Below are 24420 nucleotides of genomic sequence, written 5' to 3'. Positions count from 1 at the left end.
ATAATTCCTTCCTGAACGATCGGTCAGTAATACCATTAACAGTATCAGCAACCACGTGATCGAGGACACTCGGGAGCAGAAACAATGGCTAATACGTCCTCCGCTACCCCGCCCGCAGAACCATGGAGCATCGAGTTCGGCGCCCTCGACCGCAAGATGGGCATCGAAATCCTCGAAGAATCGGTGCAGAAGGTGGTCGCCCGGATGTAGGTGGAGACAAACGCCCAGTCCTTCGGCCTACTGCACGGCGGCGCCTCGCTCGCCGCGGGCGAAGCGGTGGGCTCCTGGGCTGCGGTGAAGCACGCCTCGACCTTCGGCAAGGTAGTGGTCGGGGTGGATGTCAACGCCACCCACCACCGCCCGGCCAGCGCCGGGATGATCACCATGACGGCCACACCGATCAGGCTCGGCCGACGCACTAGCCGGGATTCAGTGTTTTGCCCAGACCCCGAGCTCGTTTCCGCTCGGATCGGCAAAGTGCAGCCGGCGCCCACCGGGGAATTCGTAGGGTCCTTGCAGTATCTGGCCGCCAGCGGCGGTAATCCCCTGAGCCGTTGCATCCAGATCCTCGGAATACAACAGGACCAGCGGGCCGCCGGCCGCCCGCGGCGCCTCGGCGAGCGCAAGCCCGCCAACCTCTTCCCCGTCCCCAGCACCCGAGCCGATCCCCGCATAATTTGGCCCATAATTGTTGAAAACCCAGCCGAAGGCGCTGGCATAAAAAGCCTTGGCTTCGGCCAGGTCGGTGACGCTTAGTTCGATGTAGTTGAACGCATGGTGCAGTGGCTGAGGGCTCATGCGGTGAGCTTACAACCAAGGCCGCCGAGCTGTCACGGCCGTGGGCGGCTAGCCAGGAATTGCAGCCGCTGCAATTGAGTTTCGGACAGGCCGCAGGTCGCCAGGAAGCCCCGAGCGCTGCCCAGCCAGTCGAGGAATATTTCCAATTCCGCAGCGCGTTCGGCGATCGCTCGGCGCAATTCGGCTTCACCCTGATGGGATTCGTAGGGGTGCTTGCGCGGGGAGACCCGGTGCCATTCGTTGATGCCGCGCACCGCTAGCTCATCTTGCTCAAGTATTTCCCCGCGCCGCCCGGCGAGATCGAGCAGGAGCGTGGCGACAAGTCCCGAGCGATCGCGTCCAGCAGAGCAGTGAACCACCGTGCCGCGTTCGGTTTCGGCGAGCGCTTCGAATACCGCTCGCAGCTGGCTGCCGAATTCTTCGCAGACCAGCCGGTACATGCTGGTGTGATTCATATAGGGCACCGCAACCGCAGCAAAGCGCTCGCTGCCGGAGGTCTCCAGCGGCAGCCGGAGGATTTCCATCCCTTCCAGAACTCCTTGGTCAACCACCGGGTCATGTTCGCGTCGTTTGACCTCCCCGTGGTTGCGCAGGTCGATGATGCGTTCGATTCCGTCCCGGCGCATCTGCTGCCAGCCGAGGCTCGTAAGCCATTCATGGCGCCCCATGCGATAGAAGGCCCCGGTGATCCATCGGGCATTGATCGACCCGTCCCAGTTCACATCTTCGGGAAGTCGGCGATAGTCGGGAGCGTGGCCCATGGAACCCATTGCATCACATCGGCTGGTTCCTGTAGAGTTCTAGTCATTGGCAAGTGCCAATTAGTCTGCCAAGAAGGAGGGGTAACGATGAATGTCTTCTGCCCGCATACGTTCCCACCCCTACTTCCCAAGGACTCACAGTGTCTTCATACCCCGGAAAATTCGCCAATTTAGACGATTCCGAACCTCAGCTTCGCACCCGGCGAAAAACCATTACCTGGGACGAAACCTCAATCGATGAGCTAGGTCCCCAGCAGCGCTATTCCAGCTGGCCGTTGATCGAAAAATCCTGTCGCGGTCCCAAGCCGTATCCCGCATGGTTGATCGAGGACGCCGCGGCCATCGACCTCGAGCTCGGCGTGCTGAAAACCGGCAAGGAAGGCGAGGTCTTCCTGATCGAGCGTGCCACCTCGCAGCGCAGCGTGTTGCTGGCGGCCAAGCGTTATCGCAAGCGGGACCAGCTGCAATTCAGTCGTTCGCAGTCCTACAGCGAGGGGCGCTCCGCGCGCCGCTCGCGTGATAATCGAGCCATCGACAACAACTCCAGCTATGGACGCGAAATCGCCGCCATGCAGTGGGCGAGCGCGGAATGGACCTATTTGCGCCGCTGCCATGCCGCTGGCATACCGGTCCCCTACCCGGTGCAAATCGAGGGAACCGAGATTCTCATGGAGTTCATCGCGGATCCGGACCGCCCCGGTGTCGCGGCACCGCGGCTGCAGCAGCTGCCGCGCAACGATCCGCGCCTGCCAATGCTCTGGGACCAACTGGCCGAGGCCATGGAGAAATTTGCGGCCATAGGCATCGCCCATGGCGACCTGTCGGCCTACAACCTGCTGGTCGCAGGCGAGCGCCTGGTGGTGATCGATGTGCCCCAGTGCGTGGACCTGGCCGGGAATCTGCACGGGCTGGACTTCTTGCATCGCGACTGCGTGAATATGTGCGACTGGTTCACCTCCAAGGGGCTGGAACGGGACGCCGACGCGTTATTCACCTCCTTGCTCGCGAGCATGTTCGCCTAAGCAGAAGGCAGCGATACTCGATAAGAACCAGCACCTTGGTGGTGATTCTTATCGAGTTTCGCTGCCGGCAGGGCGGTTAGAGTCGAGCAGACTCCACCGGAATCCATAGTTGGCCACGTCCGCTGCTGCCATCGGCATCTGGCTGGATGCTGAGCAGCTCGGGACCGGGAACCCAGCGATATGGATTAGCCGGGAACCATTCGGTGGCCGCGTCCGCCCAGAGGCGTTGAAGGACCTCCGGGAATTTCCCTTCGGCTTCAAAGACCACCCAGGTGCCAGCGCGGACCTGGATAGCTTCAAAACCCTGCGGGATCTCCTGCGTGGTGGCTACGGCTTGCCAGTAATCCAGTTCCGAGCCTTCGTCCCGTGAATCTTCGATGTTGACCGACGCCGAAACCATGCCCGGCAGGCCAGGTTCCGCCAGCTCTTTGAGCCGGAGCATCTGTTCCGGAACAAGACTCCTCTGGAATTCGATGATGTGCGGATTTGGCCCCTCATGGATCAGTGGAACCCGGGCGGTAAATCCAATAAGCCGGAACTCACCCAGCTCTTCAATACGGTGCTTCATGTCATGGCTCCCTTCAATGCGTACATGAATCCTCAAGCGAGGTTGGGAGCGGAGAACTGCCCCAGGTCTGCGTGCCTCGCTCGGCGTCAAACCATGCAGGGCCTTGAAGGCTCGATTAAAAGCCTCACCCGAGCCATATCCGTAGCGGACGGCAACATCCAGAACAGCATCACCGGCAATGATCTCTGCGGTCGCAGCGGTCAGCCGACGCCGCCGAATGTATTCGGATATCGGCAGACCCGCGAGCGAAGCGAACATTCTTCGGAAATGATATTCCGAGGTCAGCGCCATGCGAGCCAGCCGCGCCACATCAATTGGCTCGGTCAGATCCGCGTCGATGGCTTCTATAGCTTCGTTCCACTGATGCACGTGTTCTCCTTCTCCCACCATTGAACTCTAGGGAGATTCAAATGTCGCGCACCCGATAATTGATGCCATAAAAAGTCAGCCCACCCGCGTGGAAATAATCCCAGGCAAGTGGGCTGGCAGACGAAGAGGAAGCTCAACGTATGAGATTCAGTTCGTCTAGCGCTGACGCCCCGGTAATCTACCGCGACTGGCTCACATCCTAAGTTCCTCGAATACCTAAATCAAGACCGTCTCCCCATCAGCCTTTCCGCCGCCCGGGGGCCTGATGCGGTCATCCAGCTGGAATTGGATAATGCCAAACGCATCAATCTGCGCGCACTTTGGACATTCCGGGATCACGATCAAGAGTTACCTCGATTGGGAGGTGCGGAGGCTCGAAGCGAGCAATCAAAGCCATAGGGTCGTGGCGGCCCGGGGCAAGGGCCGGACGGCCTCGATCTGCTTGACCGATTAAGCGGTCTGGTTGGTGTTTTCGCAGGAAAATTCACCTGGCGCAAAAAGCAGCCCGCTCGGAACGGCGAGATGCCGTTCCGAGCGGGCTGCTGAAACCAGGGGTGATTACCAGGTGTAGAAACCCTGGCCGGTCTTTCGGCCAAGCTTTCCCTCGGCCACCAGGTCCTTCAGAATCTGCGGCGGAGCAAAACGATCGCCCAGCGTCTCATGGAGGTATTCGGCAATTCCCAGACGCACGTCGAGTCCGACGATATCGGTGGTCTTCAGCGGTCCGGTCGGGTGCTTGTATCCCAGCACCATCGCGTTGTCGATGTCTTCGGCACTGGCCACCCCTTCTTCGACCATGCGCATGGCTTCCAGCGCGATGGCCACGCCAAGCCGCGAGGAGGCAAAGCCCGGTGCGTCGTTGACCACTACCGCGGTCTTCCCCAGCGCCGCTACCCAGCCGCGCGAAGCTGGCACAAGTTCCTGCGCGGTCTGCTTGCCGATCACGACCTCGATGAGCGTGGAGGCCGGCACCGGATTGAAGAAATGCAGACCCAAGAAGTTCGCCGGGCGTTGCAGTTCTTCGGCCAGGCCGGTCACGGACAGCGAGGAGGTATTCGAGGCAAGGATTGCCTCCGGCGCGAGCACCGCCTCCACTGCCTGCAAGGAGGAGACCTTCAGGTCCCAGATTTCGGGAACTGCTTCGATGACCAGACCGGCGGCCGCGAAGTCTGCGTAGTCGGTGCTGGTTGAAAAGCGGGCCAGGAGTTCCTCGCGGGACTCGTTCACCGCACCGCGGGCGAGCGACTTATCGACCGAATCGGCGACGCGCCCGTAGGCTGCGTCGGCCGATTCCTGATCGCGTTCGACCACGGTCACGGCCGCTCCGCTGGTCAAGAACGCGTGGGCGATACCGGCACCCATGCGGCCGCCGCCGAGGACTCCGACGGTTCCGGGCAGTTTATTTGCTACGGCGTCATTGTTCATATGCCTACTTCTTCTTTCGATCAAGGAATGCCTGCATCCGGTCAAACTTTGCCTGCGACTCAAAAAGCATGCCCTGAGCCAGGGTGTCGATCATCGGGTGCGCCTCGCGTGGAGCGTGGAATACCGACTTGGTGATGCGCACCGCCAGCGGGTCCTGGGCGCCGATCCGATCGGCCAACGCATCGGCGGCCGCATCCAGCTCGCTCGCGGCGTGCAGTTCGGTGATCAGCCCCACGCGCAGGCATTCGGCCCCGGTGAGCACCTTGCCGGCCAGCAGAATATCCTTCGCCACCGGCTCCCCCACCAATTCCTTCAGCCGCCAGGTGGCGCCGGCGGCGGCCATGATGCCGAGGTTGGCCTCCGGGTTTCCCATGCGCAATTCTTCGGTGCCGATGCGGAAGTCGGCGGCATAGGCCAGTTCGGCCCCGCCTCCCAGCGCGTAGCCGTCGAGGGCGGCGATCACCGGCATCGGCAGCTTGGCGATCCGCTCGAAGATGCTCGAGTTGATTCCGGCGAGCGCATCCTCGCGTCGGCGTTCGCGCAGCTGGGCAATATCGGCTCCGGAGGCGAAGATGCCCTTGGATCCCTTGGGCTTTTCCGCGGTGGGTTCCTGGCCGGGGCTGCCGGCCAGGATGAGGATTTTAGGTTCGCGTTCCAGCTGGCTGCAGACCGCGTGCAGTTCATCGACCATCTGCTGGTCGATCGCGTTGCGGACTTCCGGCCGGTGCAGGCGTACCCAGAGCCGGTCTGCGGTTTCCGAGATCTTCAGCGTGCCGAAGTCGGCGGGGTTCAAGCTCATGCCTAGACGCCTTCCACCAGCAGTGCGGCACCCTGGCCGACGCCAACGCACATGGTCGCTACGCCGAGCTTCCGTCCGGCGCCGCTCAGCTCGCGTTCCATGCGGCCCAGCAAGGTGATCGCGATGCGTGAACCGCTGGATCCCAGCGGGTGCCCCAGCGCGATCGCGCCGCCGTCGCGGTTCACGATGCCCGGGTCCACCCCCAGCTCGCGCATGCTGGCCAAGGACTGCGAGGCGAAGGCCTCGTTGATTTCCATGGCACCGAGATCCGAGATGTTCAGCCCGGCCCGGGCCAGCACCTTGTTGGTGGATGGGACCGGGCCCATGCCCATGATCTCCGGCGCGAGGGCCGCCGCCTGCCCGTCGATGACCCGGGCGCGCGGCTTCAAGCCGAAACGTTCGATGGCCCGTTCGGAGACGACGAGGATCGCCGAGGCGCCGTCGTTGAGCGTGGAGGCGTTTCCGGCGGTGACGACCGAGCCGCCCTTGACCACCGGGCGCAGGGAGGAGAGGACCTCCAGGGTGGTGCCGGGGCGTGGGCCTTCATCGGTGTCCACGAGGTGTTCACCCTTGCGGGTCTTCACGGTGACCGGAACGATCTCGTCCTTGAAGCGGCCCGCGGCGATCGCGTCGATGGCCTTGGCGTGGGATTCCACCGCGAACTGGTCTGCGTCTTCCCGGGAGATGTTGTACACCCGAGCGACCTCTTCGGCGGTTTCCGGCATCGAGTAGGTCGCCTTGCCATCGCGGGAGAGTTCTCCGGAGAGGAAGCTCGGGTTGGTGAAGCGCCAGCCGATCGACGTATCGAAAACGGCTCCCGGTTTAGCGAAGGGCTTATCCGGCTTTTCCATAACCCACGGGGCCCGGGACATGGATTCCACGCCGCCGGCAACGACAATATCCGCCGCCCCCGACTTGACCATGTGGCTTGCCATGGTGATGGCACTCATCCCCGAGGCGCACAGCCGGTTGACCGTGATGCCCGGGACGCTGTCGGGGAAACCTGCCAATAACCAGGCCATGCGGGCCACGTTGCGGTTCTCTTCTCCGGCGCCGTTGGCGTTTCCGAAGATCACTTCTTCAACTGCGGCCGGATCGATCCCGGCATCTTCGACGAGCTGGCGAATGGTGATGGCGGCCAGATCATCCGGGCGGACACCGCTCAACGCTCCGCCGTAGCGGCCAACAGGGGTGCGCGTTCCGCCCACCAAGAATGCCTCAGCCATGAATACTCCTTCGTACTCCGGATTCAGATCCGGCTCGCTTCGCGCGAGCAGCATCCGTTCCGGAAAGATATTGATGCCAGCAGAGTGATCCCCACCACGCAAACTTACCGACCATTCGTTCACTAATAGAATCACAGATAGGCTCGCCCAGCGTCAAGAAAGCTACGCGCAAAGCGTGGATTCGCTCACTCCCAAGTTGCGGAGATTCTTCCTCCAAATATAGACGGTACGAAAGATCTGCATGTCAAAGATTGATTCTAGAATGAAGCTCACGTAACCTTTGGTAACTGACCGACTCTGGAGATATCCCCAGATCGTGGACCGTCTCCAAGGCCATGTAGTTCGGAAGGCTTTGGGCATCCGGTCGACGGAAAGCTGAAAAGTAACGGAGCATTTATGCCGCCGGAAAACAGCCACCCAAAAAACAATTCAGGTACCGAGAATTTCACGCCCGATCTCAACCACGACATCGGCCCCGATATGGGCACCGCCGCCGGACGACGCGAAGTGCGCAAAGCCACCGCAGCTTCGGCAATGGGCAATATGACCGAGTGGTTCGACTACGGCGTCTACGCGGTAGCCGTCACCTATATCACCGCGCACTTCTTCCCCACCGAGGGCGGGACCCTGATGGCCCTGGCCACGTTTGCGCTTTCCTTCCTGGTCCGCCCGTTAGGCGGCCTGGTGTGGGGCCCCCTGGGCGACAAGCTTGGACGCAAGAAGATCCTGGCGCTGACAATCATCATGATGTCGCTGGCGACGTTCCTGATCGGCGTCTTGCCCACCTACGCTTCGATCGGTGTCGTCGCGCCGGTCCTGCTGATACTGCTGCGCATGGTCCAGGGCTTCTCCACCGGTGGCGAGTACGGCGGCGCGGCTACCTTCATGGCCGAATACGCCCCGGATAAAAAGCGCGGGTACTTCGGCTCATTCCTGGAGTTCGGCACCCTGGGCGGTTTCGCGCTCGGCACCGCGGTGATGCTCTCCTTGCAGGTGATGCTCGGCGAGCAGGCCATGATGGACTTCGGCTGGCGCATTCCCTTCTTCATGGCCCTGCCCATGGGCCTCATTGGCTTGTACCTGCGCAGCAAGCTCGAAGACACCCCGGTCTTCCAAGAAATGGAAGCGGCCGGAGAAACCCAGGAAAGCGGCACCCTCCGGGCGCTCATCGGCTCCTACTGGCGCCCCATGCTGGTGATGAGCGGCCTGGTCATCGCCTTGAACGTCGTGAACTACACGCTACTGAGCTACATGCCGACCTACTTGGAGACGCAAATCGGGCTGGCCCCCAGCGCCTCCCTTGCAACGATCTTGATCGGCGAGGTAGCGATGATGGCGGTGATCCCGTTTGCCGGTTCGCTCTCGGATAAGATCGGCCGAAAACCCATGTGGAACATCTCCGTGATCGGGCTGTTCATCTTCGCGCTGCCCATGTTCTGGCTTATGGGGCAGAGCTTCATGTGGGCGATTGTCGGCTTTGCGGTCCTCGGTTTGCTGTACATCCCGCAGCTCGCCACGATTACCGCGACCTTCCCAGCGATGTTCCCTTCGCATGTGCGTTTCGCCGGATTTGCCATCACCTACAACGTGGCGACCGCGATCTTTGGCGGCACCGCCGCCATCGTCAACGAAGCGGCCATCGATGCTTCGGGTTTCCTGCTGTTCCCGGCCGTATACATGATGATTGCCTGCGTGATCGGCATGGTGGCCATCAGGTTCATGCCGGAGACCGCAGGCGCTTCACTGCGCGGTACCGAGATCCCGGACGCACTGGACACCGGCATTCTGGCCACCGTTCCGGCCAATGATCCGAAGGCCGAGCATAGCTAGGGCTTCGGCGCGAAGCACTAAGGGGTTTGGTTCCCGCCATTGGGCATGAACCAAACCCCTTAGTCGTTTGCTGCAGGCTTTAGTGGTCCACGGTTACTTTGGCCTTTTGGCCAACGAACTTCCAACCGATGAAGAGCAGGATCGCGAACAACGGGATGGCGGCGATCGTGTACAAACCGATGTGGAACACCTCGCCGTTCTCTCCGGTCAAGGTATCGAAGGAGATCAGTGCGGTGATGACCAGCAAGGAAACGAGGCCGACCCATCCGGTGACCGGCGCTCCCGGCATGGGGAGCTTGGAAATTTTTCCTTTTTTCTTGCGCAGCATCAATTGGCAGGCGAAGATCGTAGCCCAGGTGAACAGCACGCCGATCGAGGCGGTATTCAATGCGAGGTCGAAGGCGAAGGTACCGCCAAGCCACACGTTGAGCAGCACGCCGAGCAGATAGACCGCTCCCACGGTAAAGATGCCGGCCGAAGGAACAAAGCGTTTATTCATCTTGGACAGCCAGGCCGGCGCGTGCCCGTTGCCGCTCATCGTGCGCAAGATCCGGCCGATGGAATACAGCCCGGAATTGCACGAGGACAGTGCGGCGGTAATCACCACAAGGTTCATCACCGAACCGATCCAAGCCAACCCCATCTTGTCGAATACGGTGACGAACGGGCTGACTCCGGATTCATACTCATGCCAGGGCAAGATCATCGCGAGCAGGCTGACGCTGCCGATGTAGAAAACGAGAATCCTGAAAACCACCGCGCGAATGGCAGAGGGAACTTCCTTCTCCGGATTCTCCATCTCGCCTGCGGCGATACCCACCAGTTCGATCGCGTTATAGGCGAAGATCACCGAGTTCAGCACCAGGATCGAGACGAAGAATCCACGCGGGAACATGCCGCCTTCGCCGTTTTCATTGCCGATAAAGAGGTTCGACACCGAAGCGGTGTGTTCCCCGATCTGCGCGTTGGTAACCACCATGTAGGTGCCAACGGCGAGGAACAAGATGATCGCGGTGACCTTGATGAAGGCGGCCCAGAATTCGAATTCCGCGAATGCCTTGGCGCTGAACAAATTGATCGCCACAAGCATCGCCAGCGCGCAGAGCGCCGAGGCCGCAACCGGCAGATTCGGGAAGAAGTACTGGAAGTACAGGCCAATGGCAACCAGCTCGGCGATTCCGGTCATCACCCAGTTCAAGACGTACATCCAGCCCGAGACGAAGGCGCCCTTGGGGCCAAAAAGCTCACCGGCATAGGACACAAAGGAACCCGAGGTTTGGCGGTACATGATCAATTCGCCCAACGCCCGCATCAGCAGATAGGCGATGCCCCCGGCCAGCGCGTAGGAGAAAATCAGCGCCGGTCCGGTAGCCGCCAGCCGACCGCCAGATCCCATGAAAAGTCCCACACCAATCGCACCACCGATGGCGATCATTTGCACATGTCGACGTCCGAGGGTTTTTTTGTATCCTTCGGAGCTGATCTCAGCTTCTTTGATGCCCGGATTGTGGTGGCTAGATGACACGTACTCACTCCTGAAATGCTTAGGTCCTCGGCTTGCCCATGGCGACTGCCAGGCTCAAGGCTCCGAGGAAAATTTACTCCCTTTGGCACGCAAAGCACGAATCATCGCCGTGACACGTTCTGCTAGAGACCGGTCTTTGCGCGCACCTACACCGAGATCTCCGGCCGTTCGACTAGCATTTAGAGGGTGAGTAGCCAGAATAATTCAGCCCAGCCAGAAAAGGTCTCCGACATTTTCGACCCCGTGCGTTGGCGCGTTGTCGAAGGTTTCGATTTCACCGACATCACCTACCACCGCCAGGTGGAGCGTGCGGCAAGCGGCGAGATCCTCCGCGACCTGCCGACGGTGCGCATTGCCTTTGACCGTCCCGAGGTGCGCAACGCATTCCGCCCCCATACGGTAGACGAGCTTTATCGCGCGATGGATCATGCGCGCATGACCAGCAACGTGGCCACCGTCTTGCTCACCGGCAACGGTCCATCGCCCAAGGACGGCGGGCATGCCTTCTGCTCCGGTGGCGATCAGCGTATCCGTGGCCGTGACGGCTACCGCTACGCCGAGGGCGAGACCGGCGAATCAATCGATCCGGCCCGCGCCGGGCGACTGCACATTCTCGAGGTGCAGCGCCTGATGCGCACCATGCCGAAGGTTGTGCTCTGCGTGGTCAACGGCTGGGCTGCCGGTGGCGGCCACTCGCTGCATGTGGTCTCGGACCTGAGCATCGCTTCGAAGGAACACGGCAAGTTCAAGCAGACTGATGCGACCGTGGGCTCCTTCGACGCGGGTTACGGTTCGGCATTGCTGGCCCGACAGGTCGGCCAGAAGACCGCGCGGGAGATTTTCTTCCTGGCCCGTGAGTACTCCGCCGATGACATGGTGCGCATGGGCGCGGTCAACGAGTCGGTCGAGCACGCCCGCCTCGAAGAGGTTGCGTTGGAGTACGCGGCAGACATTGCCAAGCAGTCCCCCCAGGCCATTCGCATGCTGAAGTTTGCGTTCAACCTGGCAGATGATGGCCTGGCCGGCCAGCAGGTCTTCGCCGGGGAAGCTACCCGGATGGCCTATATGACCGATGAAGCCGTAGAAGGCCGTGATGCCTTCCTCGGCAAACGCGACCCTGACTGGTCCAACCACCCGTACTACTTCTAAGCCACGGAGGATTAGCTGAGTATGCAGGCACCCCACCACAGTCTCATGCAGGCGTTGGCCGCCAACGCCAACGATTCCGGACCGGCCCTGGAAGTCCTTGCGGACCCCTCGGCGCCCGGCGGTCTGCAGGTCGCTTATCTGCGCCCGGAGGAGCTTCCCGGGTTTGCGCAGACCATGGTGGTGGTGCGCACTTCCGGGTCCACCGGGAGGGCCAAGCGCACGGTGCTCAGCGTCTCGGCGATGGCAGCCAGCGCCCAGGCCACGGCCGAGTACCTCGGCTTCGAGGGACAATGGCTGCTGGCCCTGCCGGTGCACTATGTCGCGGGACTCAGCGTGCTGACCCGTTCGCTTTTTGCCGGGACCAATCCGGTGAGCATGGATCTTCAGGGCAGCTTCTCTGCGCAGAAGTTCACCGACGCGGCCGAGGAAATGGTCGATGCCCACCGCCTGACTTCCCTGGTCCCCACCCAGTTGGCACGCCTGCTGGACAATCCGGAGCCACGGACCATTGCGGTGCTGAAGCGTTTCGACGCCATCTTGCTCGGCGGCGCACGGGCCAGCAAGGACCTGCTGCAAAGCTCGCGGCATCTGGGCCTGAAGATCTTCCAAACCTATGGCGCGGCGGAAACTTCGGGCGGTCTGGTCTACAACGGAACCGCCTTGCCGGGAGTGAAACTTGCCGAACGCCAGGGACGCATCCTGGTCTCCGGCCCGATGCTCGCCGACGGCTACGCGAATAATCCCGAGGCCACCGCCGAACACTTCGTCATCCACGAAGGCGCGCGCTGGTACCTCACCGATGATCTGGGCAGCGTCGACGGCAACCGGCTGAGCATCGCCGGGCGTATGGACGATGTGATTAATACCGGTGGCGTCAAACTGTCGGCCGGGAAAATCGAAGGGCTGCTCGAAGAGTTCTTCCAGCAGTGCCTGGTGCTGCCGGTCCCCGACGCGCAATGGGGCCAAAGCGTAGGTTTAGCCTATTCAGGTCCGACAAATACGCAGGATGCTTTTGAAGCCGTGCGGCAAACCATTGGATCCGCGGCCGTTCCCAAACGGGTCCGCCACTACCCTTCCGGGCTTCCAATGCTGCCCAACGGGAAGTTTGATCGGCGCCGGATCCTCGACGAGTTGCGCGCCGGCGGCTGATCCGATTCGCCTTGCCCGAAGTTTCGCGGGAAACTAAGGGGTCCGAGTTTTTGGTCTCGCCGAAAGGAACGAGAAGTGGCAACGCTTTCCCAGTGGGTCGCCGGCGCACGCCTGCGCACCCTGCCCATCGTCATCGCCCCGGTAGTCATCGGCACCGCGGCCGCAGTGGGCGAAACCGGCCAATTTTTGTGGTTCCGCTTTGTGCTTGCCCTGCTCGTGGGGCTCCTGCTCCAGGTCGGCGTGAATTACTCAAATGACTACTCCGACGGAATCCGCGGAACCGACGACGAACGGGTCGGCCCGCTGCGGCTGACCGGCGCCAAACTCGCGAAGCCGAAGCACGTGAGAAACGCCGCTTTCGGATGTTTCGGGTTGGCGGCGATTCTCGGATTGCTGCTCGTTATTCTTTCCGCTTCATGGCCGCTGCTCTTGGTGGGCGTCGCCGCGATCTTTGCCGCCTGGGGTTACACCGGCGGTAAGAACCCTTACGGATACCGTGGTTGGGGAGATCTCTACGTCTTCATTTTCTTCGGCCTGGTGGCCACGCTGGGCACCACGTACACGCAGATCGGTCAGCTGACGCTGGCTTCCCTGCTCGGTGCGATCGGTACCGGCCTGATCGGCTGTGCGCTGCTGATGGCAAATAACGTCCGCGATATTCCCACGGACCGCGAAGTTGGAAAAATTACCTTGGCGGTGCGATTGGGCGAACAGTCGGCCCGGCTGAGCTACGTGCTGATGTTGAGCGCCGCCATTGTCCTGCCGCTGTTGCTCACGGGGTCAAACGGTTGGATGTGGCTCATCCTGCTCAGCTTCATCCCGGCCGCCGCTCCAAGCTGGCTGATGCTGCGCGAAGAATCGCTGCCTAAGCTGGTGCTGGTGCTCAAGCAGACGGGCCTGGTCAACGTGGTCTACGCCGCGCTCTTCAGCTTGGCCATCATGCTGCACACCTGGCTCTAAGACAGAAGCCTTCCAAAGTGAACAACTTTGGAAGGCTTCGCTTATTTGTTTTCCGGTCGCTGCGATTCGTCGAAGGAATCCTCGATGGCTTCTTCGGCCAGCTGGGATTCGGTCTTCGATGCGCTGGTTTTGGCAAAGGCGTTGCGCGCGTCCTCGTTTGCTGCCAAACGTAGTTTGTTGAAGAACAAATAAGACACGGCAAAGGCGACTATCAGGGCAATCAGGCCCGAGGTGAAGATCGGCCAGGCCATTAGCTTCCACATTGCCAAGAAGACAACGCAGAACAGACCCAACCGAAGCACCGAATATTTCACAAACTGCATACGTTAAAGTCTACCGATGAACCTGTGAGCCAGAAAGTCATTAGACTAGAGGCATGGTCCGCATCATTATTTTTGCCGCACTCATTTCGGTGGCGCTCATGATCTACACATTGATCGAGTGTGCCCGCACCGAGCGACATCGGGTGCGCTCCCTGCCCAAAACGGCATGGCTAGTCATCATCATTCTCCTGCCCCTGCTCGGGCCGGGATTGTGGTTTGTTTTAGGTCGTCCAACTGCGGGGGCAAGCAAGTCCCCGGACACGCAGAATGCTCCCGACGACGACGAGGATTTCCTCCGCCAGCTGGAAATCTGGCGGCGCCAGCAGCAGCGCGAAACCGAGCTCAAAGCACGTGAGGAAGAACTCAAACGAAAAGAGCGCGAAGCGAAGAAGAAACCTAATAAGGGTAATTCTTCGGACGATTCAGATACTCCGTCCAAAGACAGCTAATTTTCAGCAAAGCGAACTGCAGGGCCCGGCTTATGCCGGGCCCTGCAGTTCTTTCTACGCAACGTTATCGATGCGGTGCTAGCCCGTGCTGATTCCAAGCCCGGAAGGCCGCTAAGCTGCCGCTGGCGGCTGTTGAGCGGCGGCTTAGCCGCGGTGGACTTCAACTTCCGGATCGGTTGATCACGGCAAGGAGCTTCCCGGGCATGGAAAAGCCCCGAGGGCTGGACCTTTGGGTGGTCCGTCCCTCGGGGCTGCCCCGGCGACCGGGGTCCCGGGTGTGGGCTAGACTCCGGCGTAGGAGTGCAGGCCGTCGAAGAACATATTCACGATGGTGAAGTTGAAGATCACGCAGCCGTAACCGATGATCGACAGCCACGCCGAACGGGGCCCGGTCCAGCCACCGGTAGCTCGTGCGTGCAGGTAGCCGGCGTAGACCACCCAGATCACGAAGGACCAGACTTCCTTCGGATCCCAGCCCCAGTAGCGTCCCCAGGCCGCTTCGGCCCAGATCGCGCCGGCCATCACGGTGAAGGTCCACATGACAAACGAAATGGTATTGATGCGGTAGGCGAAGTTCTCCAGCGCGCCCGCTCCGGGAACCAAGCGCATGAATGGCAGCTTGTCCGGCTGGCCGGCGGCCAGCTTGCTCATCCGCGAGTGCTGGATCAGCTGCAGCACGTTCATGGCGAAGCTGATGGAGAACAGCGCCGCGGCGAATACCGCGATGGACACATGGATGACAATCCACGGGCTCTGCAAGGCGGGTACCAGGTGGCCCAACGGAGTGGGGAAGCCCAGGGTCGCGCCGCACAGCATCAGGGTCACCAGGCCGATGATGAAGCTGCCCATGAACCGCAGGTCCTTGAAGAACAAAACCACCAGGTACACCACGGTGACCACCAGCGCGCCGGTGGACAAGAACTCATACATGTTGCCCCACGGCACGCGGTGCGCCGCGACGCCGCGGGCGACGACCGCGAAGCCATGCATCGCCACGCCAAGCCAGGTCAGCACCACCGCGATGCGTGCGATATTGCGCGTCGAGGAGTGCTCGGTGTAATTCATCTTGTCGTTGACGATGTCTTCGCCAACGTTGTCGGCGCGCGCCGGCTGCGCACCGCGCTTCGGGCGTTTCGGCTGCGCCACCGCGGTCGTTCCGGCACCAACGAGCATCTCGGAGTCGCGTTTTAATGCGGCCGCATCAATTTCGCTGATGCTCTTATTGCTCTTGGCCAGGTCCAGCGCGAAGAAAATGAAGGCAACCATGTAGACGAATGCCGAAAGCAACATGAACAGCTGGCTGTAGTTGCCCAGCGTTTCGTTGATTGGCGCGAGGTTTGAGCCGTTAGGCATTTACTTCTCCTTGGTCCTGCTTCTGGCTGGCCAATGGCCACTTGCTGTCAAAGATATTGTGCAACTCTGCGGATTCACGTTCAAGGCGCGGATCCTCGCCGCGGGCCAGCAGCGCGTATTCAATGCTGCGCTGCCCGTCCTCGTTCTTCAGCTTCACCCAGACGCGTCGGCGCGGAGTGAAGAGCGAAACCGCCAGTCCAGCGAGGGACAAGAACGCGAAGATGAGGATCGGCGTTTTGCTCGGATCGTAATTCACATCCACGGCGATGAAGCGCTTCAGGTCGTCGAAGGCGATGCTCCCCTTGCCATCGGGCAGGTCATAGGTCTGCCCGGCTTCGAGCACGATGCCGCCGGAGTCGAGATTGCGTGAATTCACCTCGGTGAGGTTCTCGGTGTCCAGCACATACACGTTCTGCGGCACGCCGTCGTCGAGGCCCAGGTTTCCGGCGAAGGAGTTCAGGTGAAGCTGCGGGTTGATCGCGTTGGGATCCCCGGAGATGCCAAAGCCGGTTTCATCGACCAAGGCGGTGGGCAGCAAGAAGCCCTGGAAACCCAGCTGTTCTGGTTTCGCGTCCGGTGCCTTGATGACCATCAGGGAGGTGTACACCGAGTCCTGCGGCACCGAAACCACCGGGCCGGAGAAGGACACATCCCCGTTGCCGTCACGGACCGTCACCACCGGCGCGTAGCCGTTGCCGACCAAATACACGTCGGCGCCGTTGATGCGCAGCGGGTGGTTGACCTTCAGCTCTTCTTTCACCGGTTCGGCATCGGCAGAACGCCGGGTCTCCACATGCGCGGTGAAATCCAGGGGCTGGCCGAAGTGCGTTTTCGATTCGCGGTCGAAGACGATGTCGAATTTGTCGAGCTTCACCGAATAGGCGGTGAGATTCTCCGGGTTGAAGCTGGTGCCCGGGGTGAAGGAATCATAGGAAACCAGCGAGTTCACGAAGGTCTCCCCCTCCACGATGACGCGCTGCCCGGCGTAGCCGAAGGCTCCGCCGATGGCCACCGAAACGAGCACGCCGATCAGCGAGATGTGGAAGGTCAGGTTGCCGATCTCCCGGGTGTAGCCGCGTTCGGCCGCTACCGAGCGGCCGGTTGCATCGGAGCGACGCTCAACACGGTAACCACGCTTACGCAGCACCTTGTAGGCATCATCGATGACTTCATCATCGCTAGGAGTATCCGCTTCATCTTCAACCAGCGAAAGTGAGGTGTACTGCGGCAACCGATCGAGTCGGGCGGGAGTGCGTGGCGGCGGGGTGCGCAGTGCCTGTGCGTGCTTCTTCACCCGGGGAATGATGCAACCCACCAGCGAAACGAAGAGCAGAATATAAATCGCGGAGAACCACGCGGAGGAATACACATCGAAGAGCTGGAACCGGTCAAGCCAGGGGCCGGTTGCCGGGTTCTGCTCGAGATACTCATTGACCGTCTCGGGGTTCATCGACCGCTGCGGGAAGATTGATCCCGGAACGGCAGCGACCGCGAGCAGCAGCAGCAAGAACAGGGCGGTTGGCATCGAGGTCAGTTGCGTCCAGATCCACCGCAGCGAACCAAGGAAACCCAGGGCAGGTGCGTCGCCTCGGTCTTTGCCGGTTCGTTTATTTTTCGCCATTAGATCGGCAACCTCACTTCATTGGCAAACCAGTTTTGTAATTCAGCGACCCAGGTTCCCCAGAGCCCGGAGATCATGACCAGTCCGAGCAGGATCAGCATTCCCCCGCCTAGACGCATAATCAGCAGCTGATGCTTGCGGAAGAATGCCAGCGCCTGCATGCCGCGCTGCAATCCGAGGGCGATCAGGATGAACGGAAAACCCAATCCAAGGCAATAGAACACCGTCAACAGCGTTCCGCGGGCAACGTTCGCATCGGTGCCAGTGGACATGATCAGCACCGCGCTAAGCGTAGGCCCGATGCACGGGGCCCAGCCCAAACCGAAGGTCAGCCCCAGCACCGGCGCTCCCCAGAGCCCTGCCGGTGGTTTCCGATGAATTTTTCGGTCCCGTTGCATCCAGGAAATTCCGCCCATGAAGACGATGCCCATAAGCACCACGACCAGGCCCAAGGCCTGGGTGACCCAGGCGCCGTTGAACTTCAGCCACGCGGTGGCCTGGCTGAACAGCACCCCGGCCGCGATAAAGACTACCGAGAATCCGAGGACAAACAGCAGCACGCCCAGCAGGACCCGACCGCGGCGGTGCTCGCGCAGATCGGCGCCGGTCAGCCCGGTGACATAACCGAGATATCCCGGGACCAAGGGCAGCACGCACGGTGAGAGGAAGGAAACCAGTCCCGCAAGCATGGCCACCGGGGCGGCCAGCAGCAGCGACCCGTCGAGCGCAATGTCGGCGAAGGGATTCGAAGAGATCAACGGGAGGCTCACAACTCTTCGGTGAGCGCGGTGTCGATCAGGGACTTCAACGTCCCCTTTTCGATAGCACCTATGACGCGGGCGCGAACCCGTCCCTCGCGGTCCAGAACCAGCGTGGAGGGAACCGCCTGCAGTGGTACGTATTTGGTCATCGCCAATTGGATCTGGCCATCGGTGTCTTGCACGGATTCATAAGGGATTTCGAAGCTGCGCTCGAAGGCCAGCGAGGCTTCGGCCTCATCGCGGACGTTGACTCCGATGAATGGAACGTCCTCGCCAAAGTCCTCGGAGAGTTCTTTCAGGTGCGGTGCCTCGATTCGGCACGGTGCGCACGCGGCGTACCAGAAGTTCAGCACCACCGGCTTACCGCGCAGGGCCGCCAGATCGATGGGCGTGCCCTGATAGGTCTCGGAGGTCAGTTCGATTGGCTCGCTGCGCTTCGCGGGCAGATATTCCTGCACCGCGCCGTCGCCGGCGATGTAGTTTTTGTTATCTCCGGAGCGCGCCTGCTTGGCTAGCGGATCCTCGGTGACCGAGCATGCGGCCAGCGGCACAGCCGCCGCGGCAACCAGCATCGAGCGCAGCATGGTGCGACGATTCAGGAAGCGAGGATTCTGCGAGGATTCATTCATTTGGCTTAGGCTCCAGGGATGTTCGCCGCGCCCGCCAGCAGGTCTGGGCTCGGTTCGGTGTAATTCACGGAGCGAAGTTCGTCTCCGTCAAACTCAAAACTCGTTATTGAGCTCAGCGTGCATTCGCGCTGGCGTGGGTCATGCCAGAGCGGCTTGCCTTCACCGGCGCGCCGGGTCACCCAGATAGGCAGCTGGTGGCTGACGATAATGATCTCGGCGCCGTCGCCGTGTTCGGCCACCGCCGCCTGGCGCTGGTCGTCCATGGCCTGTCGCATGCGAGCGACCTGCGCGGCGTACGGTTCGCCCCATGAGGGTTTCAGCGGATTGCGCAGCAGCGGCCAGTACCGCGGATTCTTCAGGTGGGTTTTGATCTGGGCCAGGCCTTCAAAGCTGTTGCCTGCTTCGATCACCCGGTCATCGGTAATGATGGGCAGGCCCAGAGCCTGGGCCGCAGGTTGCGCGGTCTGCTGCGCACGAAGCAGCGGGGAGGCGACCAGGCGGACCACACGGGCGCCTTCGGCCTGACGCTTGGCGAAGTACTCTCCGGCTCGATCCGCCATCTGGAAACCCAGCTCGGAAAGGCCATAGCCCGGGATCCGGCCATACAACACGCGGTTCGGGTTGAAAACTTCCCCATGGCGCAACAAATGAACGGTTGAAACTGGCATGGTTACAGTCTCTCAAACAATCAACCTAAAAGATGAAAATTGTGGCCACGATCAAGTATTCACAGCCTCTGCATGGGATTCCCATATCAAAAAACCATCCTTTCGGAGGGGCACATCACAAACGCCACGGACTAGGCTAGTAGTTAGAGTTACTCACCGTTTAGCAGCAATCAAAGGACGATCATGAGCACCAACGATCCGAACCAGCCAGGCCAGCCCTATGACCCGTCAGCCGGGTCCGGGAGTTCGAACCCGAACCCCTACGGCGAAAATCCCTACGGTGGGCAGCCGACCCCCTATGGTCAGCCGGCAGCGCAGCAGCTTCCGCAGTTCCAGCAGCAAGGTGGCTACGCTCCGGTTCAGCCGCCTGCCGAACGTCCCAAGACCTTGCAGATGGCGTTTATTTTCATCATGCTTGCCGGGGTGCTCAGCGCCGTAGCCAGCTGGCTGATCAACAGCACCAACCTCTTCGGCAATATGGTGCGTTCGCAGTGGACCATGTTCGAAGATCAGATGCGCATGCAGATGGAGTCTTCCAACGACGCCGCGATGAATGCAGAGATCGAACGCATGATAGAAAACCCGGACACTTTCCTGGCGCAGATCACTTCCACAATGACCACCTTCACCGTGGTGGGCATGTTCATCACGCTCATCGCCTACTTCCTGGTCGGCTTCTTCGTCGGTCGAGGGGTCCGCGCGATGCGGATCATCGCCACGATCTTGGCGGCCATCTCCGTAGTTGGCATGCTGATCAGCCTGCCGATGTTCAGCATGTACGCCAATGCAGCTGATGCCACGATGATCAATGTGGTCTACGCCCTTGGATTCATTGCGGGCATCGTCGGCGTGGTCTTCGCCTGGTTGCCGGCTTCCTCGCAGTACATCGCGCAGCGTCGCCAGGCGCGCCGGGCTGGCTACCGCTAAACCGTTCGGGTCCTCGGACCCAGCGCTGAAAAAGGCGTAGGCCGTGGCTCAGCTGAGCCACGGCCTACGCCTTTGGATTTTAACTGCCCGGTTGCCGCCTAGCGTTGTACCGCGTGGTAGGCCAGGATCTGCAGCTCGGTGGACAGGTCCACGCGGCGCACGATCATGCCTGCCGGAATGCGCAGCGGCTGTGGCGCGAAGCTGAGCACCGACTTCACCCCATGCTCCGCAAGCGCGTCGATCAGCCCCTGGGCCGCGACTCCGGGCACCGCTAGCACCGCGATGTTGATCTGTTCCCGCCGGATCACCGCGCCGAGCTCATCGACCGGTTCCACGACAAAATCGCCGACCTCGCTTCCGACCAGGGATTCAGCCGTATCGAGGATGGCGCGTACCTGGAAACCTCGGCTGGCAAAACCTGCGTAGCCGCTCAAGGCACGTCCGAGGTTACCGGCACCGAGGATGGCCACACGCCAATCCTGGTTCAGGCCCAAGGTCCGGTTGATGTGTTCGGCCAGCTCTGTCACCACATATCCGACGCCACGAGTTCCATAGGAACCGAGCAAGGAAAGATCTTTGCGCAGGATCGCCGGGTTCACTCCGGCTTCCTTGGCCAGCACACCCGAGCTGGTGCGTTCCACGCCCTGGGCTTCGAACGCATTGAGCGCACGCAAATACTGGGTCAGGCGGGTCAGCGTCGCTTCGGGCAGAACCCGCGGTTCAAGTTCAGCCATGCGCCGCTGCGCTGTTCTTCGAGCGGTCCGGTAAACGCATCAAGGGGCCTCTCATGCCATTAGCTGCCCAACAGGCGTTCGAGCCGCTTGGCATCGATGGTCCAGAAGTCCCGAACCTGACCATCAACGAGAAGCACTGGTACCTCTTCGTGGTGGCGGGCCAGCAGTTCGGGGTGCTCGTCGATGTCTATTTCGGAGAACTCCATGTTCATCCGTTCGGTGACGTCTTTGACTGTCGCCCTGGCGGCCACGCACAAATGGCATCCTTGGCGCACCAGCAACTGGATCTCATGCATTTTACTCACCTGTCCATAATCTCACGAGCCGCAACCAGCGTCTAAGTCGGCAATGAAATAAACTGGATCAAATGCAGTCTTCAGAGCACCTCACCAGCCAGAACACGTCTGCGCCACGCGACGTCGTTGCCGCCTTCTTCGACGTAGACAACACCATGGTCCGTGGTGCCTCGCTATATTTGCTGGCCCGGAAGATGCATCAGCGTCGCTTCTTCCAGTTACGCGAAATTCTTTGGTTTGCCCTCAAGCAGCTGCGCTTTGCCGCCCGCGGTGAGCATCTGGGCGACATCCATCAGATTCGCGACCGTGCGCTGCTGATGGCCAAGGGCATTTCGGTCGCCGAGATGGCGCAGATTGGCCAGGAAATCTATGACGAGTACATCGAGCCCAAACTGTGGAAGGGCACGGTCTCCATCGCCCATCAGCATCGCGCGGTGGGCCGAGAAGTTTGGCTGGTCACCGCGACCCCGCTGGAAGTAGCGAACGTCATATCCGAACGCTTGGAACTCACCGGTGCCTTAGGGACCGTGGTTGAAAGCGTGGATGGAAAATACACCGGCGCGCTGGCCACCCCGATCTTGCATGCAGCCGAAAAAGCTCAGGCCGTTCGTACGCTGGCTAAGGAACGTGGAATCAAGCTTTCCAAGTCCTGGGCGTACTCGGATTCCTACAACGATGTGCCGCTGCTTGAGGCGGTGGGGCATCCGGTTGCGATCAACCCGGACGCGCGGCTGAGGGCCTACGCCAAGCGTCGCGGATGGCAGGTCTACGACTTCCGCACCGGGCAGCGTGCGGCACGGATCAGCCTGCGTCTGGCCGGCGTGCTGGGCGCAGTGTGGGCCGCGAAGCGTTCGCTGCCAAACCGCCGCGGGAAATAGCTGGGGAAAAAGCAATCGCCACCGTCAAGGTCAAGCCTTGATACGGTGGCGATAATTGCCAAGAGGCAAATGCTGCTTGAAGCAGATTTACTTCTTATTACGACGCTGGTGACGAGTTTTACGAAGCAATTTACGGTGCTTCTTCTTCGACATACGCTTACGGCGCTTCTTGATAACAGAGCCCATAGTGGTTCCTCACAAACTAAATAAATATGTCAACCAAAATGTAGGCCTAAGAACAAGCATAAGCCACAAGGTTGACCGGACGTTAAACGTTCCTTAATAGATTACCCGCTTTTCGGTCATGCTCTGACCATCGCGCGGCTATCGACCGAGGGAACCTGTTCCTCGCTGCGGATCAATCGCCGCAGCTTGCAGGTAGGCTTCCACTGCGTTTTCCGGAACGCGATAGGAGCGACCGAATTGAACAGCAGGCAAGTCGCCTGCATGAATCAGGCGATAAACCGTCATTTTGGAAACACGCATCATCTCGGCCACTTCAGCGACCGTCATGAAACGGGCTCCTGCAAAATTCTGTTTATCCGCCATAGGGGAATTTCTCCTGACGCTGATCTCTGATTCGTCGTTTATTTTGCTCGCGTGAACAAATACGACTTGGGATCAACATCGGCAATCATATTCACGTTCGCTCGATTCCAGTCTAGTCGCACTTACGTAACTTTTGCATCACGGAACACACCTGAACCACATTTAGATCTCAAATAGGAGCTTTTAAAGACTGTCGGCCGCTGTCCCGATGCCAAGCACGGCGTCGGGACAGCGGCCAACAGGTCGCTTGCGAGTCGAGGGACTAGATCAGGCCCTGAGCCAGCATTGCGTCGGCTACCTTGACGAAGCCGGCGATATTGGCGCCGGCGACGTAGTTGCCTGGCACCCCGTATTCGTCGGCGGTGGTGGCGCAACGCTCGTGAATGCCGACCATGATCTCGGTCAGGCGAAGCTCGGTGTGCTCGAAGGTCCACGAGTCACGGCTGGCATTCTGCTGCATTTCCAGCGCAGAAGTGGCCACGCCACCGGCGTTTGCGGCCTTGCCCGGGCCAAAGAGGATGCCGGCATCCTGGAATACCGAGGTCGCCTCGGCGGTGGTTGGCATATTCGCGCCTTCGGCCACGGCGATAGTTCCCGCGGCAACCATCTTCTTCGCCGAGGCTGCTCCAAGTTCATTCTGCGTGGCACACGGCAGGGCTACCGCGCCCTGCACGTCCCAGACGTTTCCGTCGGCCACGTAGGAGACTTTCTTGCTTCCGCGACGCTCGGCGTATTCGCTGATGCGTCCGCGCTCGACCTCCTTGATCTGGCGCAGCAGTTCAAGGTCGATGCCATTTTCGTCGACGATGAATCCGCTGGAATCCGAGGCGGTAATCACCTTCGCGCCCAGATCCTGAGCCTTCTCGATGGCGTGCAGTGCCACATTCCCGGACCCCGAAACGACCACGCGCTGGCCGTCGAAGCTCATCCCGCGGGTTTTGAGCATCTCTTCGGTGAAGATCACCGCGCCGTAGCCGGTGGCTTCCGGGCGTACCAATGAACCGCCCCAGCTCAGCCCCTTACCGGTGAGCACGCCAGATTCGTAGCGGTTGGTGATTCGCTTGTACTGGCCGAAGAGGTAACCGATCTCACGGCCACCGACTCCAATGTCACCGGCTGGCACGTCGGTGTATTCGCCGATATGACGGTAGAGCTCGGTCATAAACGACTGGCAGAAGCGCATCACTTCGCCGTCGGTCTTCCCGCGCGGGTCAAAGTCCGAGCCGCCCTTGCCGCCACCGATTGGCATACCGGTCAGGGAGTTCTTGAAGATCTGTTCGAAGCCAAGGAACTTGACGATGCCCAGATATACCGAGGGATGGAACCGCAGTCCGCCCTTGTATGGGCCCAGCGCGGAGTTGAACTCGACACGGAAACCGCGGTTGATCTGCACACGGCCCTGGTCGTCGACCCAAGGCACTCGGAAAATGATCTGGCGTTCTGGCTCGCACAGGCGCTGAAGAATAGCGGCCTCTGCATACTCTGGGTGCTTCTGTGACACCGCTTCGAGGCTCTCGAAGACTTCGGTCACGGCCTGGTGGAATTCTGCCTCACCGGGATTACGGCGGAAGACTTCGTCGCGAATACTCGCTAGTTGCTTGTCCAAGTTTTTCTCCTCATCACTTGGGGCAGGCCTCAGGGGCGCGCAAAA

25 protein-coding genes and 2 pseudogenes are annotated in these 24420 nt (G+C 60.7%); 9 read left to right on the top strand and 18 right to left on the bottom strand.

Going from position 1 to position 24420, the window contains the following annotated elements; translation table 11 throughout:
• Positions 1-84 precede the first annotated feature (84 nt).
• Positions 85-411 (top strand): annotated as a pseudogene (locus ACT3TP_RS05945) (hotdog fold thioesterase); the annotation flags it as partial.
• 18 nt (positions 412-429) lie between these two features.
• On the opposite strand, the gene ACT3TP_RS05940 reads toward ACT3TP_RS05945, so the two are convergent.
• Both ACT3TP_RS05940 and ACT3TP_RS05935 read right to left on the bottom strand, forming a co-directional pair.
• Positions 430-798 carry a VOC family protein gene (locus ACT3TP_RS05940; protein WP_444619897.1) on the bottom strand — a complete coding sequence of 123 codons (369 nt, stop codon included), beginning with the start codon at positions 796-798 and terminating at the stop codon, positions 430-432.
• A gap of 32 nt (positions 799-830) precedes the next feature.
• Entirely contained in the window at positions 831-1559 is a 729-nt protein-coding gene (locus ACT3TP_RS05935; protein WP_444619841.1) for a tyrosine-protein phosphatase, read from the bottom strand.
• 140 nt (positions 1560-1699) lie between these two features.
• On the opposite strand from ACT3TP_RS05935, the gene ACT3TP_RS05930 reads away from it, so the two are divergent.
• Positions 1700-2581 (top strand): serine protein kinase RIO, encoded by an 882-nt coding sequence (locus ACT3TP_RS05930; protein ID WP_255248331.1) that lies wholly within the window; start codon positions 1700-1702, stop codon positions 2579-2581.
• Positions 2582-2657: 76 nt separating this feature from the next.
• On the opposite strand, the gene ACT3TP_RS05925 is transcribed toward ACT3TP_RS05930, so the two are convergent.
• The 4 genes from ACT3TP_RS05925 to ACT3TP_RS05910 form a co-directional block, all read right to left on the bottom strand.
• Entirely contained in the window at positions 2658-3518 is an 861-nt protein-coding gene (locus tag ACT3TP_RS05925) for an AraC family transcriptional regulator (protein WP_096283562.1), read from the bottom strand.
• A gap of 558 nt (positions 3519-4076) precedes the next feature.
• Positions 4077-4943 (bottom strand): 3-hydroxyacyl-CoA dehydrogenase family protein, encoded by an 867-nt coding sequence (locus tag ACT3TP_RS05920; RefSeq protein ID WP_096283432.1) that lies wholly within the window; start codon positions 4941-4943, stop codon positions 4077-4079.
• Positions 4944-4947: 4 nt separating this feature from the next.
• Positions 4948-5742 carry an enoyl-CoA hydratase/isomerase family protein gene (locus ACT3TP_RS05915; protein ID WP_096283430.1) on the bottom strand — a complete coding sequence of 265 codons (795 nt, stop codon included), beginning with the start codon at positions 5740-5742 and terminating at the stop codon, positions 4948-4950.
• A 2-nt stretch (positions 5743-5744) separates the two neighbouring features.
• Positions 5745-6968, bottom strand: a complete 1224-nt coding sequence (locus tag ACT3TP_RS05910) for a thiolase family protein (RefSeq protein WP_444616314.1) — start codon at positions 6966-6968, stop codon at positions 5745-5747.
• Between the two features lie 396 nt (positions 6969-7364).
• Between ACT3TP_RS05910 and ACT3TP_RS05905 the strand changes: the two genes are divergently transcribed.
• Positions 7365-8798 (top strand): MFS transporter, encoded by a 1434-nt coding sequence (locus ACT3TP_RS05905; RefSeq protein WP_444619839.1) that lies wholly within the window; start codon positions 7365-7367, stop codon positions 8796-8798.
• Between the two features lie 79 nt (positions 8799-8877).
• Here ACT3TP_RS05905 and ACT3TP_RS05900 read toward each other — a convergent pair whose 3' ends face one another.
• A complete protein-coding gene (locus tag ACT3TP_RS05900; RefSeq protein WP_444619837.1) occupies positions 8878-10323 on the bottom strand; it encodes an amino acid permease in 1446 nt (481 codons plus the stop codon).
• A gap of 186 nt (positions 10324-10509) precedes the next feature.
• On the opposite strand from ACT3TP_RS05900, the gene ACT3TP_RS05895 reads away from it, so the two are divergent.
• The 3 genes from ACT3TP_RS05895 to ACT3TP_RS05885 all read left to right on the top strand — a co-directional run bounded on the left by ACT3TP_RS05895 (position 10510) and on the right by ACT3TP_RS05885 (position 13581).
• Positions 10510-11472: a 1,4-dihydroxy-2-naphthoyl-CoA synthase gene (locus ACT3TP_RS05895; RefSeq protein WP_096283424.1), complete on the top strand. Its 963-nt coding sequence runs from the start codon at positions 10510-10512 to the stop codon at positions 11470-11472.
• A gap of 21 nt (positions 11473-11493) precedes the next feature.
• Positions 11494-12621 carry an AMP-binding protein gene (locus tag ACT3TP_RS05890; RefSeq protein WP_096283422.1) on the top strand — a complete coding sequence of 376 codons (1128 nt, stop codon included), beginning with the start codon at positions 11494-11496 and terminating at the stop codon, positions 12619-12621.
• Between the two features lie 75 nt (positions 12622-12696).
• Positions 12697-13581: a 1,4-dihydroxy-2-naphthoate polyprenyltransferase gene (locus ACT3TP_RS05885; protein ID WP_444616310.1), complete on the top strand. Its 885-nt coding sequence runs from the start codon at positions 12697-12699 to the stop codon at positions 13579-13581.
• Between the two features lie 41 nt (positions 13582-13622).
• Here ACT3TP_RS05885 and ACT3TP_RS05880 read toward each other — a convergent pair whose 3' ends face one another.
• Positions 13623-13904, bottom strand: coding sequence for a DUF4229 domain-containing protein (locus ACT3TP_RS05880; RefSeq protein WP_096283418.1), 282 nt, complete (start codon positions 13902-13904; stop codon positions 13623-13625).
• A gap of 53 nt (positions 13905-13957) precedes the next feature.
• Here ACT3TP_RS05880 and ACT3TP_RS05875 point away from each other — a divergent pair, with 53 nt between their 5' ends.
• A complete protein-coding gene (locus tag ACT3TP_RS05875) occupies positions 13958-14353 on the top strand; it encodes a PLDc N-terminal domain-containing protein (protein WP_444619835.1) in 396 nt (131 codons plus the stop codon).
• Positions 14354-14635: 282 nt separating this feature from the next.
• Here the strand turns inward: ACT3TP_RS05875 and ccsB are convergent, their stop codons facing one another.
• From ccsB to ACT3TP_RS05850, 5 genes are read right to left on the bottom strand one after another with little or no spacing between them, the layout of a single operon-like run.
• The gene (ccsB, locus tag ACT3TP_RS05870; RefSeq protein ID WP_096283414.1) at positions 14636-15706 is read right to left on the bottom strand and encodes a c-type cytochrome biogenesis protein CcsB; all 1071 of its coding nucleotides are present in this window, start codon (positions 15704-15706) and stop codon (positions 14636-14638) included.
• Complete coding sequence (gene resB, locus ACT3TP_RS05865) at positions 15699-17327, bottom strand: cytochrome c biogenesis protein ResB (protein ID WP_444619833.1); 1629 nt, start codon at positions 17325-17327, stop codon at positions 15699-15701. The genes ccsB and resB overlap by 8 nt, the downstream gene beginning before the upstream one ends.
• Positions 17327-18097: a cytochrome c biogenesis CcdA family protein gene (locus ACT3TP_RS05860; protein WP_255248329.1), complete on the bottom strand. Its 771-nt coding sequence runs from the start codon at positions 18095-18097 to the stop codon at positions 17327-17329. The genes resB and ACT3TP_RS05860 overlap by 1 nt, the downstream gene beginning before the upstream one ends.
• Positions 18094-18717 carry a TlpA family protein disulfide reductase gene (locus ACT3TP_RS05855; RefSeq protein ID WP_096283410.1) on the bottom strand — a complete coding sequence of 208 codons (624 nt, stop codon included), beginning with the start codon at positions 18715-18717 and terminating at the stop codon, positions 18094-18096. Before ACT3TP_RS05855 ends, ACT3TP_RS05860 begins: the two co-directional genes overlap by 4 nt.
• Positions 18718-18722: 5 nt before the next feature.
• Positions 18723-19385: a histidine phosphatase family protein gene (locus ACT3TP_RS05850; protein WP_096283408.1), complete on the bottom strand. Its 663-nt coding sequence runs from the start codon at positions 19383-19385 to the stop codon at positions 18723-18725.
• A gap of 183 nt (positions 19386-19568) precedes the next feature.
• Here ACT3TP_RS05850 and ACT3TP_RS05845 point away from each other — a divergent pair, with 183 nt between their 5' ends.
• A complete protein-coding gene (locus ACT3TP_RS05845; protein WP_096283406.1) occupies positions 19569-20312 on the top strand; it encodes a DUF4199 domain-containing protein in 744 nt (247 codons plus the stop codon).
• 98 nt (positions 20313-20410) lie between these two features.
• Here the strand turns inward: ACT3TP_RS05845 and ACT3TP_RS05840 are convergent.
• Both ACT3TP_RS05840 and ACT3TP_RS05835 read right to left on the bottom strand, forming a co-directional pair.
• A pseudogene (locus ACT3TP_RS05840) lies at positions 20411-21049 on the bottom strand (redox-sensing transcriptional repressor Rex); the annotation flags it as partial.
• 56 nt (positions 21050-21105) lie between these two features.
• A complete protein-coding gene (locus ACT3TP_RS05835) occupies positions 21106-21342 on the bottom strand; it encodes a glutaredoxin family protein (RefSeq protein WP_444616349.1) in 237 nt (78 codons plus the stop codon).
• A 71-nt stretch (positions 21343-21413) separates the two neighbouring features.
• Here ACT3TP_RS05835 and ACT3TP_RS05830 point away from each other — a divergent pair, with 71 nt between their 5' ends.
• The gene (locus ACT3TP_RS05830) at positions 21414-22220 is read left to right on the top strand and encodes an HAD family hydrolase (protein ID WP_444619831.1); all 807 of its coding nucleotides are present in this window, start codon (positions 21414-21416) and stop codon (positions 22218-22220) included.
• 87 nt (positions 22221-22307) lie between these two features.
• Here ACT3TP_RS05830 and ACT3TP_RS05825 read toward each other — a convergent pair whose 3' ends face one another.
• The 3 genes from ACT3TP_RS05825 to gdhA form a co-directional block, all read right to left on the bottom strand.
• The gene (locus ACT3TP_RS05825; protein ID WP_005504750.1) at positions 22308-22406 is read right to left on the bottom strand and encodes a 30S ribosomal protein bS22; all 99 of its coding nucleotides are present in this window, start codon (positions 22404-22406) and stop codon (positions 22308-22310) included.
• 138 nt (positions 22407-22544) lie between these two features.
• Positions 22545-22769 carry a helix-turn-helix domain-containing protein gene (locus ACT3TP_RS05820; protein WP_096257016.1) on the bottom strand — a complete coding sequence of 75 codons (225 nt, stop codon included), beginning with the start codon at positions 22767-22769 and terminating at the stop codon, positions 22545-22547.
• 262 nt (positions 22770-23031) lie between these two features.
• Positions 23032-24375 (bottom strand): NADP-specific glutamate dehydrogenase, encoded by a 1344-nt coding sequence (gene gdhA, locus ACT3TP_RS05815; protein WP_096283398.1) that lies wholly within the window; start codon positions 24373-24375, stop codon positions 23032-23034.
• Positions 24376-24420 lie beyond the last annotated feature (45 nt).

This window comes from Glutamicibacter sp. AOP38-B1-38 (genome assembly GCF_052377485.1).
Taxonomy (GTDB): Bacteria; Actinomycetota; Actinomycetes; order Actinomycetales; family Micrococcaceae; genus Glutamicibacter.
Note: the sequence above shows the minus strand (reverse complement) of the source record. Positions and strands in the feature narration are given on the sequence as shown.

Coding starts and splice junctions, on each gene's coding strand:
- ACT3TP_RS05835 (WP_444616349.1), bottom strand. CDS start 21,342: ATGCATGAGATCCAGTTGCTGGTGCGCCAAGGATGCCATTTGTGCGTG.
- ACT3TP_RS05910 (WP_444616314.1), bottom strand. CDS start 6,968: ATGGCTGAGGCATTCTTGGTGGGCGGAACGCGCACCCCTGTTGGCCGC.
- ACT3TP_RS05850 (WP_096283408.1), bottom strand. CDS start 19,385: ATGCCAGTTTCAACCGTTCATTTGTTGCGCCATGGGGAAGTTTTCAAC.
- ACT3TP_RS05940 (WP_444619897.1), bottom strand. CDS start 798: ATGAGCCCTCAGCCACTGCACCATGCGTTCAACTACATCGAACTAAGC.
- ACT3TP_RS05920 (WP_096283432.1), bottom strand. CDS start 4,943: ATGAACAATGACGCCGTAGCAAATAAACTGCCCGGAACCGTCGGAGTC.
- ACT3TP_RS05905 (WP_444619839.1), top strand. CDS start 7,365: ATGCCGCCGGAAAACAGCCACCCAAAAAACAATTCAGGTACCGAGAAT.
- resB (WP_444619833.1), bottom strand. CDS start 17,327: ATGGCGAAAAATAAACGAACCGGCAAAGACCGAGGCGACGCACCTGCC.
- ACT3TP_RS05855 (WP_096283410.1), bottom strand. CDS start 18,717: ATGAATGAATCCTCGCAGAATCCTCGCTTCCTGAATCGTCGCACCATG.
- ACT3TP_RS05880 (WP_096283418.1), bottom strand. CDS start 13,904: ATGCAGTTTGTGAAATATTCGGTGCTTCGGTTGGGTCTGTTCTGCGTT.
- ACT3TP_RS05890 (WP_096283422.1), top strand. CDS start 11,494: ATGCAGGCACCCCACCACAGTCTCATGCAGGCGTTGGCCGCCAACGCC.
- ACT3TP_RS05845 (WP_096283406.1), top strand. CDS start 19,569: ATGAGCACCAACGATCCGAACCAGCCAGGCCAGCCCTATGACCCGTCA.
- ccsB (WP_096283414.1), bottom strand. CDS start 15,706: ATGCCTAACGGCTCAAACCTCGCGCCAATCAACGAAACGCTGGGCAAC.
- ACT3TP_RS05825 (WP_005504750.1), bottom strand. CDS start 22,406: ATGGGCTCTGTTATCAAGAAGCGCCGTAAGCGTATGTCGAAGAAGAAG.
- ACT3TP_RS05830 (WP_444619831.1), top strand. CDS start 21,414: ATGCAGTCTTCAGAGCACCTCACCAGCCAGAACACGTCTGCGCCACGC.
- ACT3TP_RS05935 (WP_444619841.1), bottom strand. CDS start 1,559: ATGGGCCACGCTCCCGACTATCGCCGACTTCCCGAAGATGTGAACTGG.
- ACT3TP_RS05875 (WP_444619835.1), top strand. CDS start 13,958: ATGGTCCGCATCATTATTTTTGCCGCACTCATTTCGGTGGCGCTCATG.
- ACT3TP_RS05915 (WP_096283430.1), bottom strand. CDS start 5,742: ATGAGCTTGAACCCCGCCGACTTCGGCACGCTGAAGATCTCGGAAACC.
- ACT3TP_RS05820 (WP_096257016.1), bottom strand. CDS start 22,769: ATGGCGGATAAACAGAATTTTGCAGGAGCCCGTTTCATGACGGTCGCT.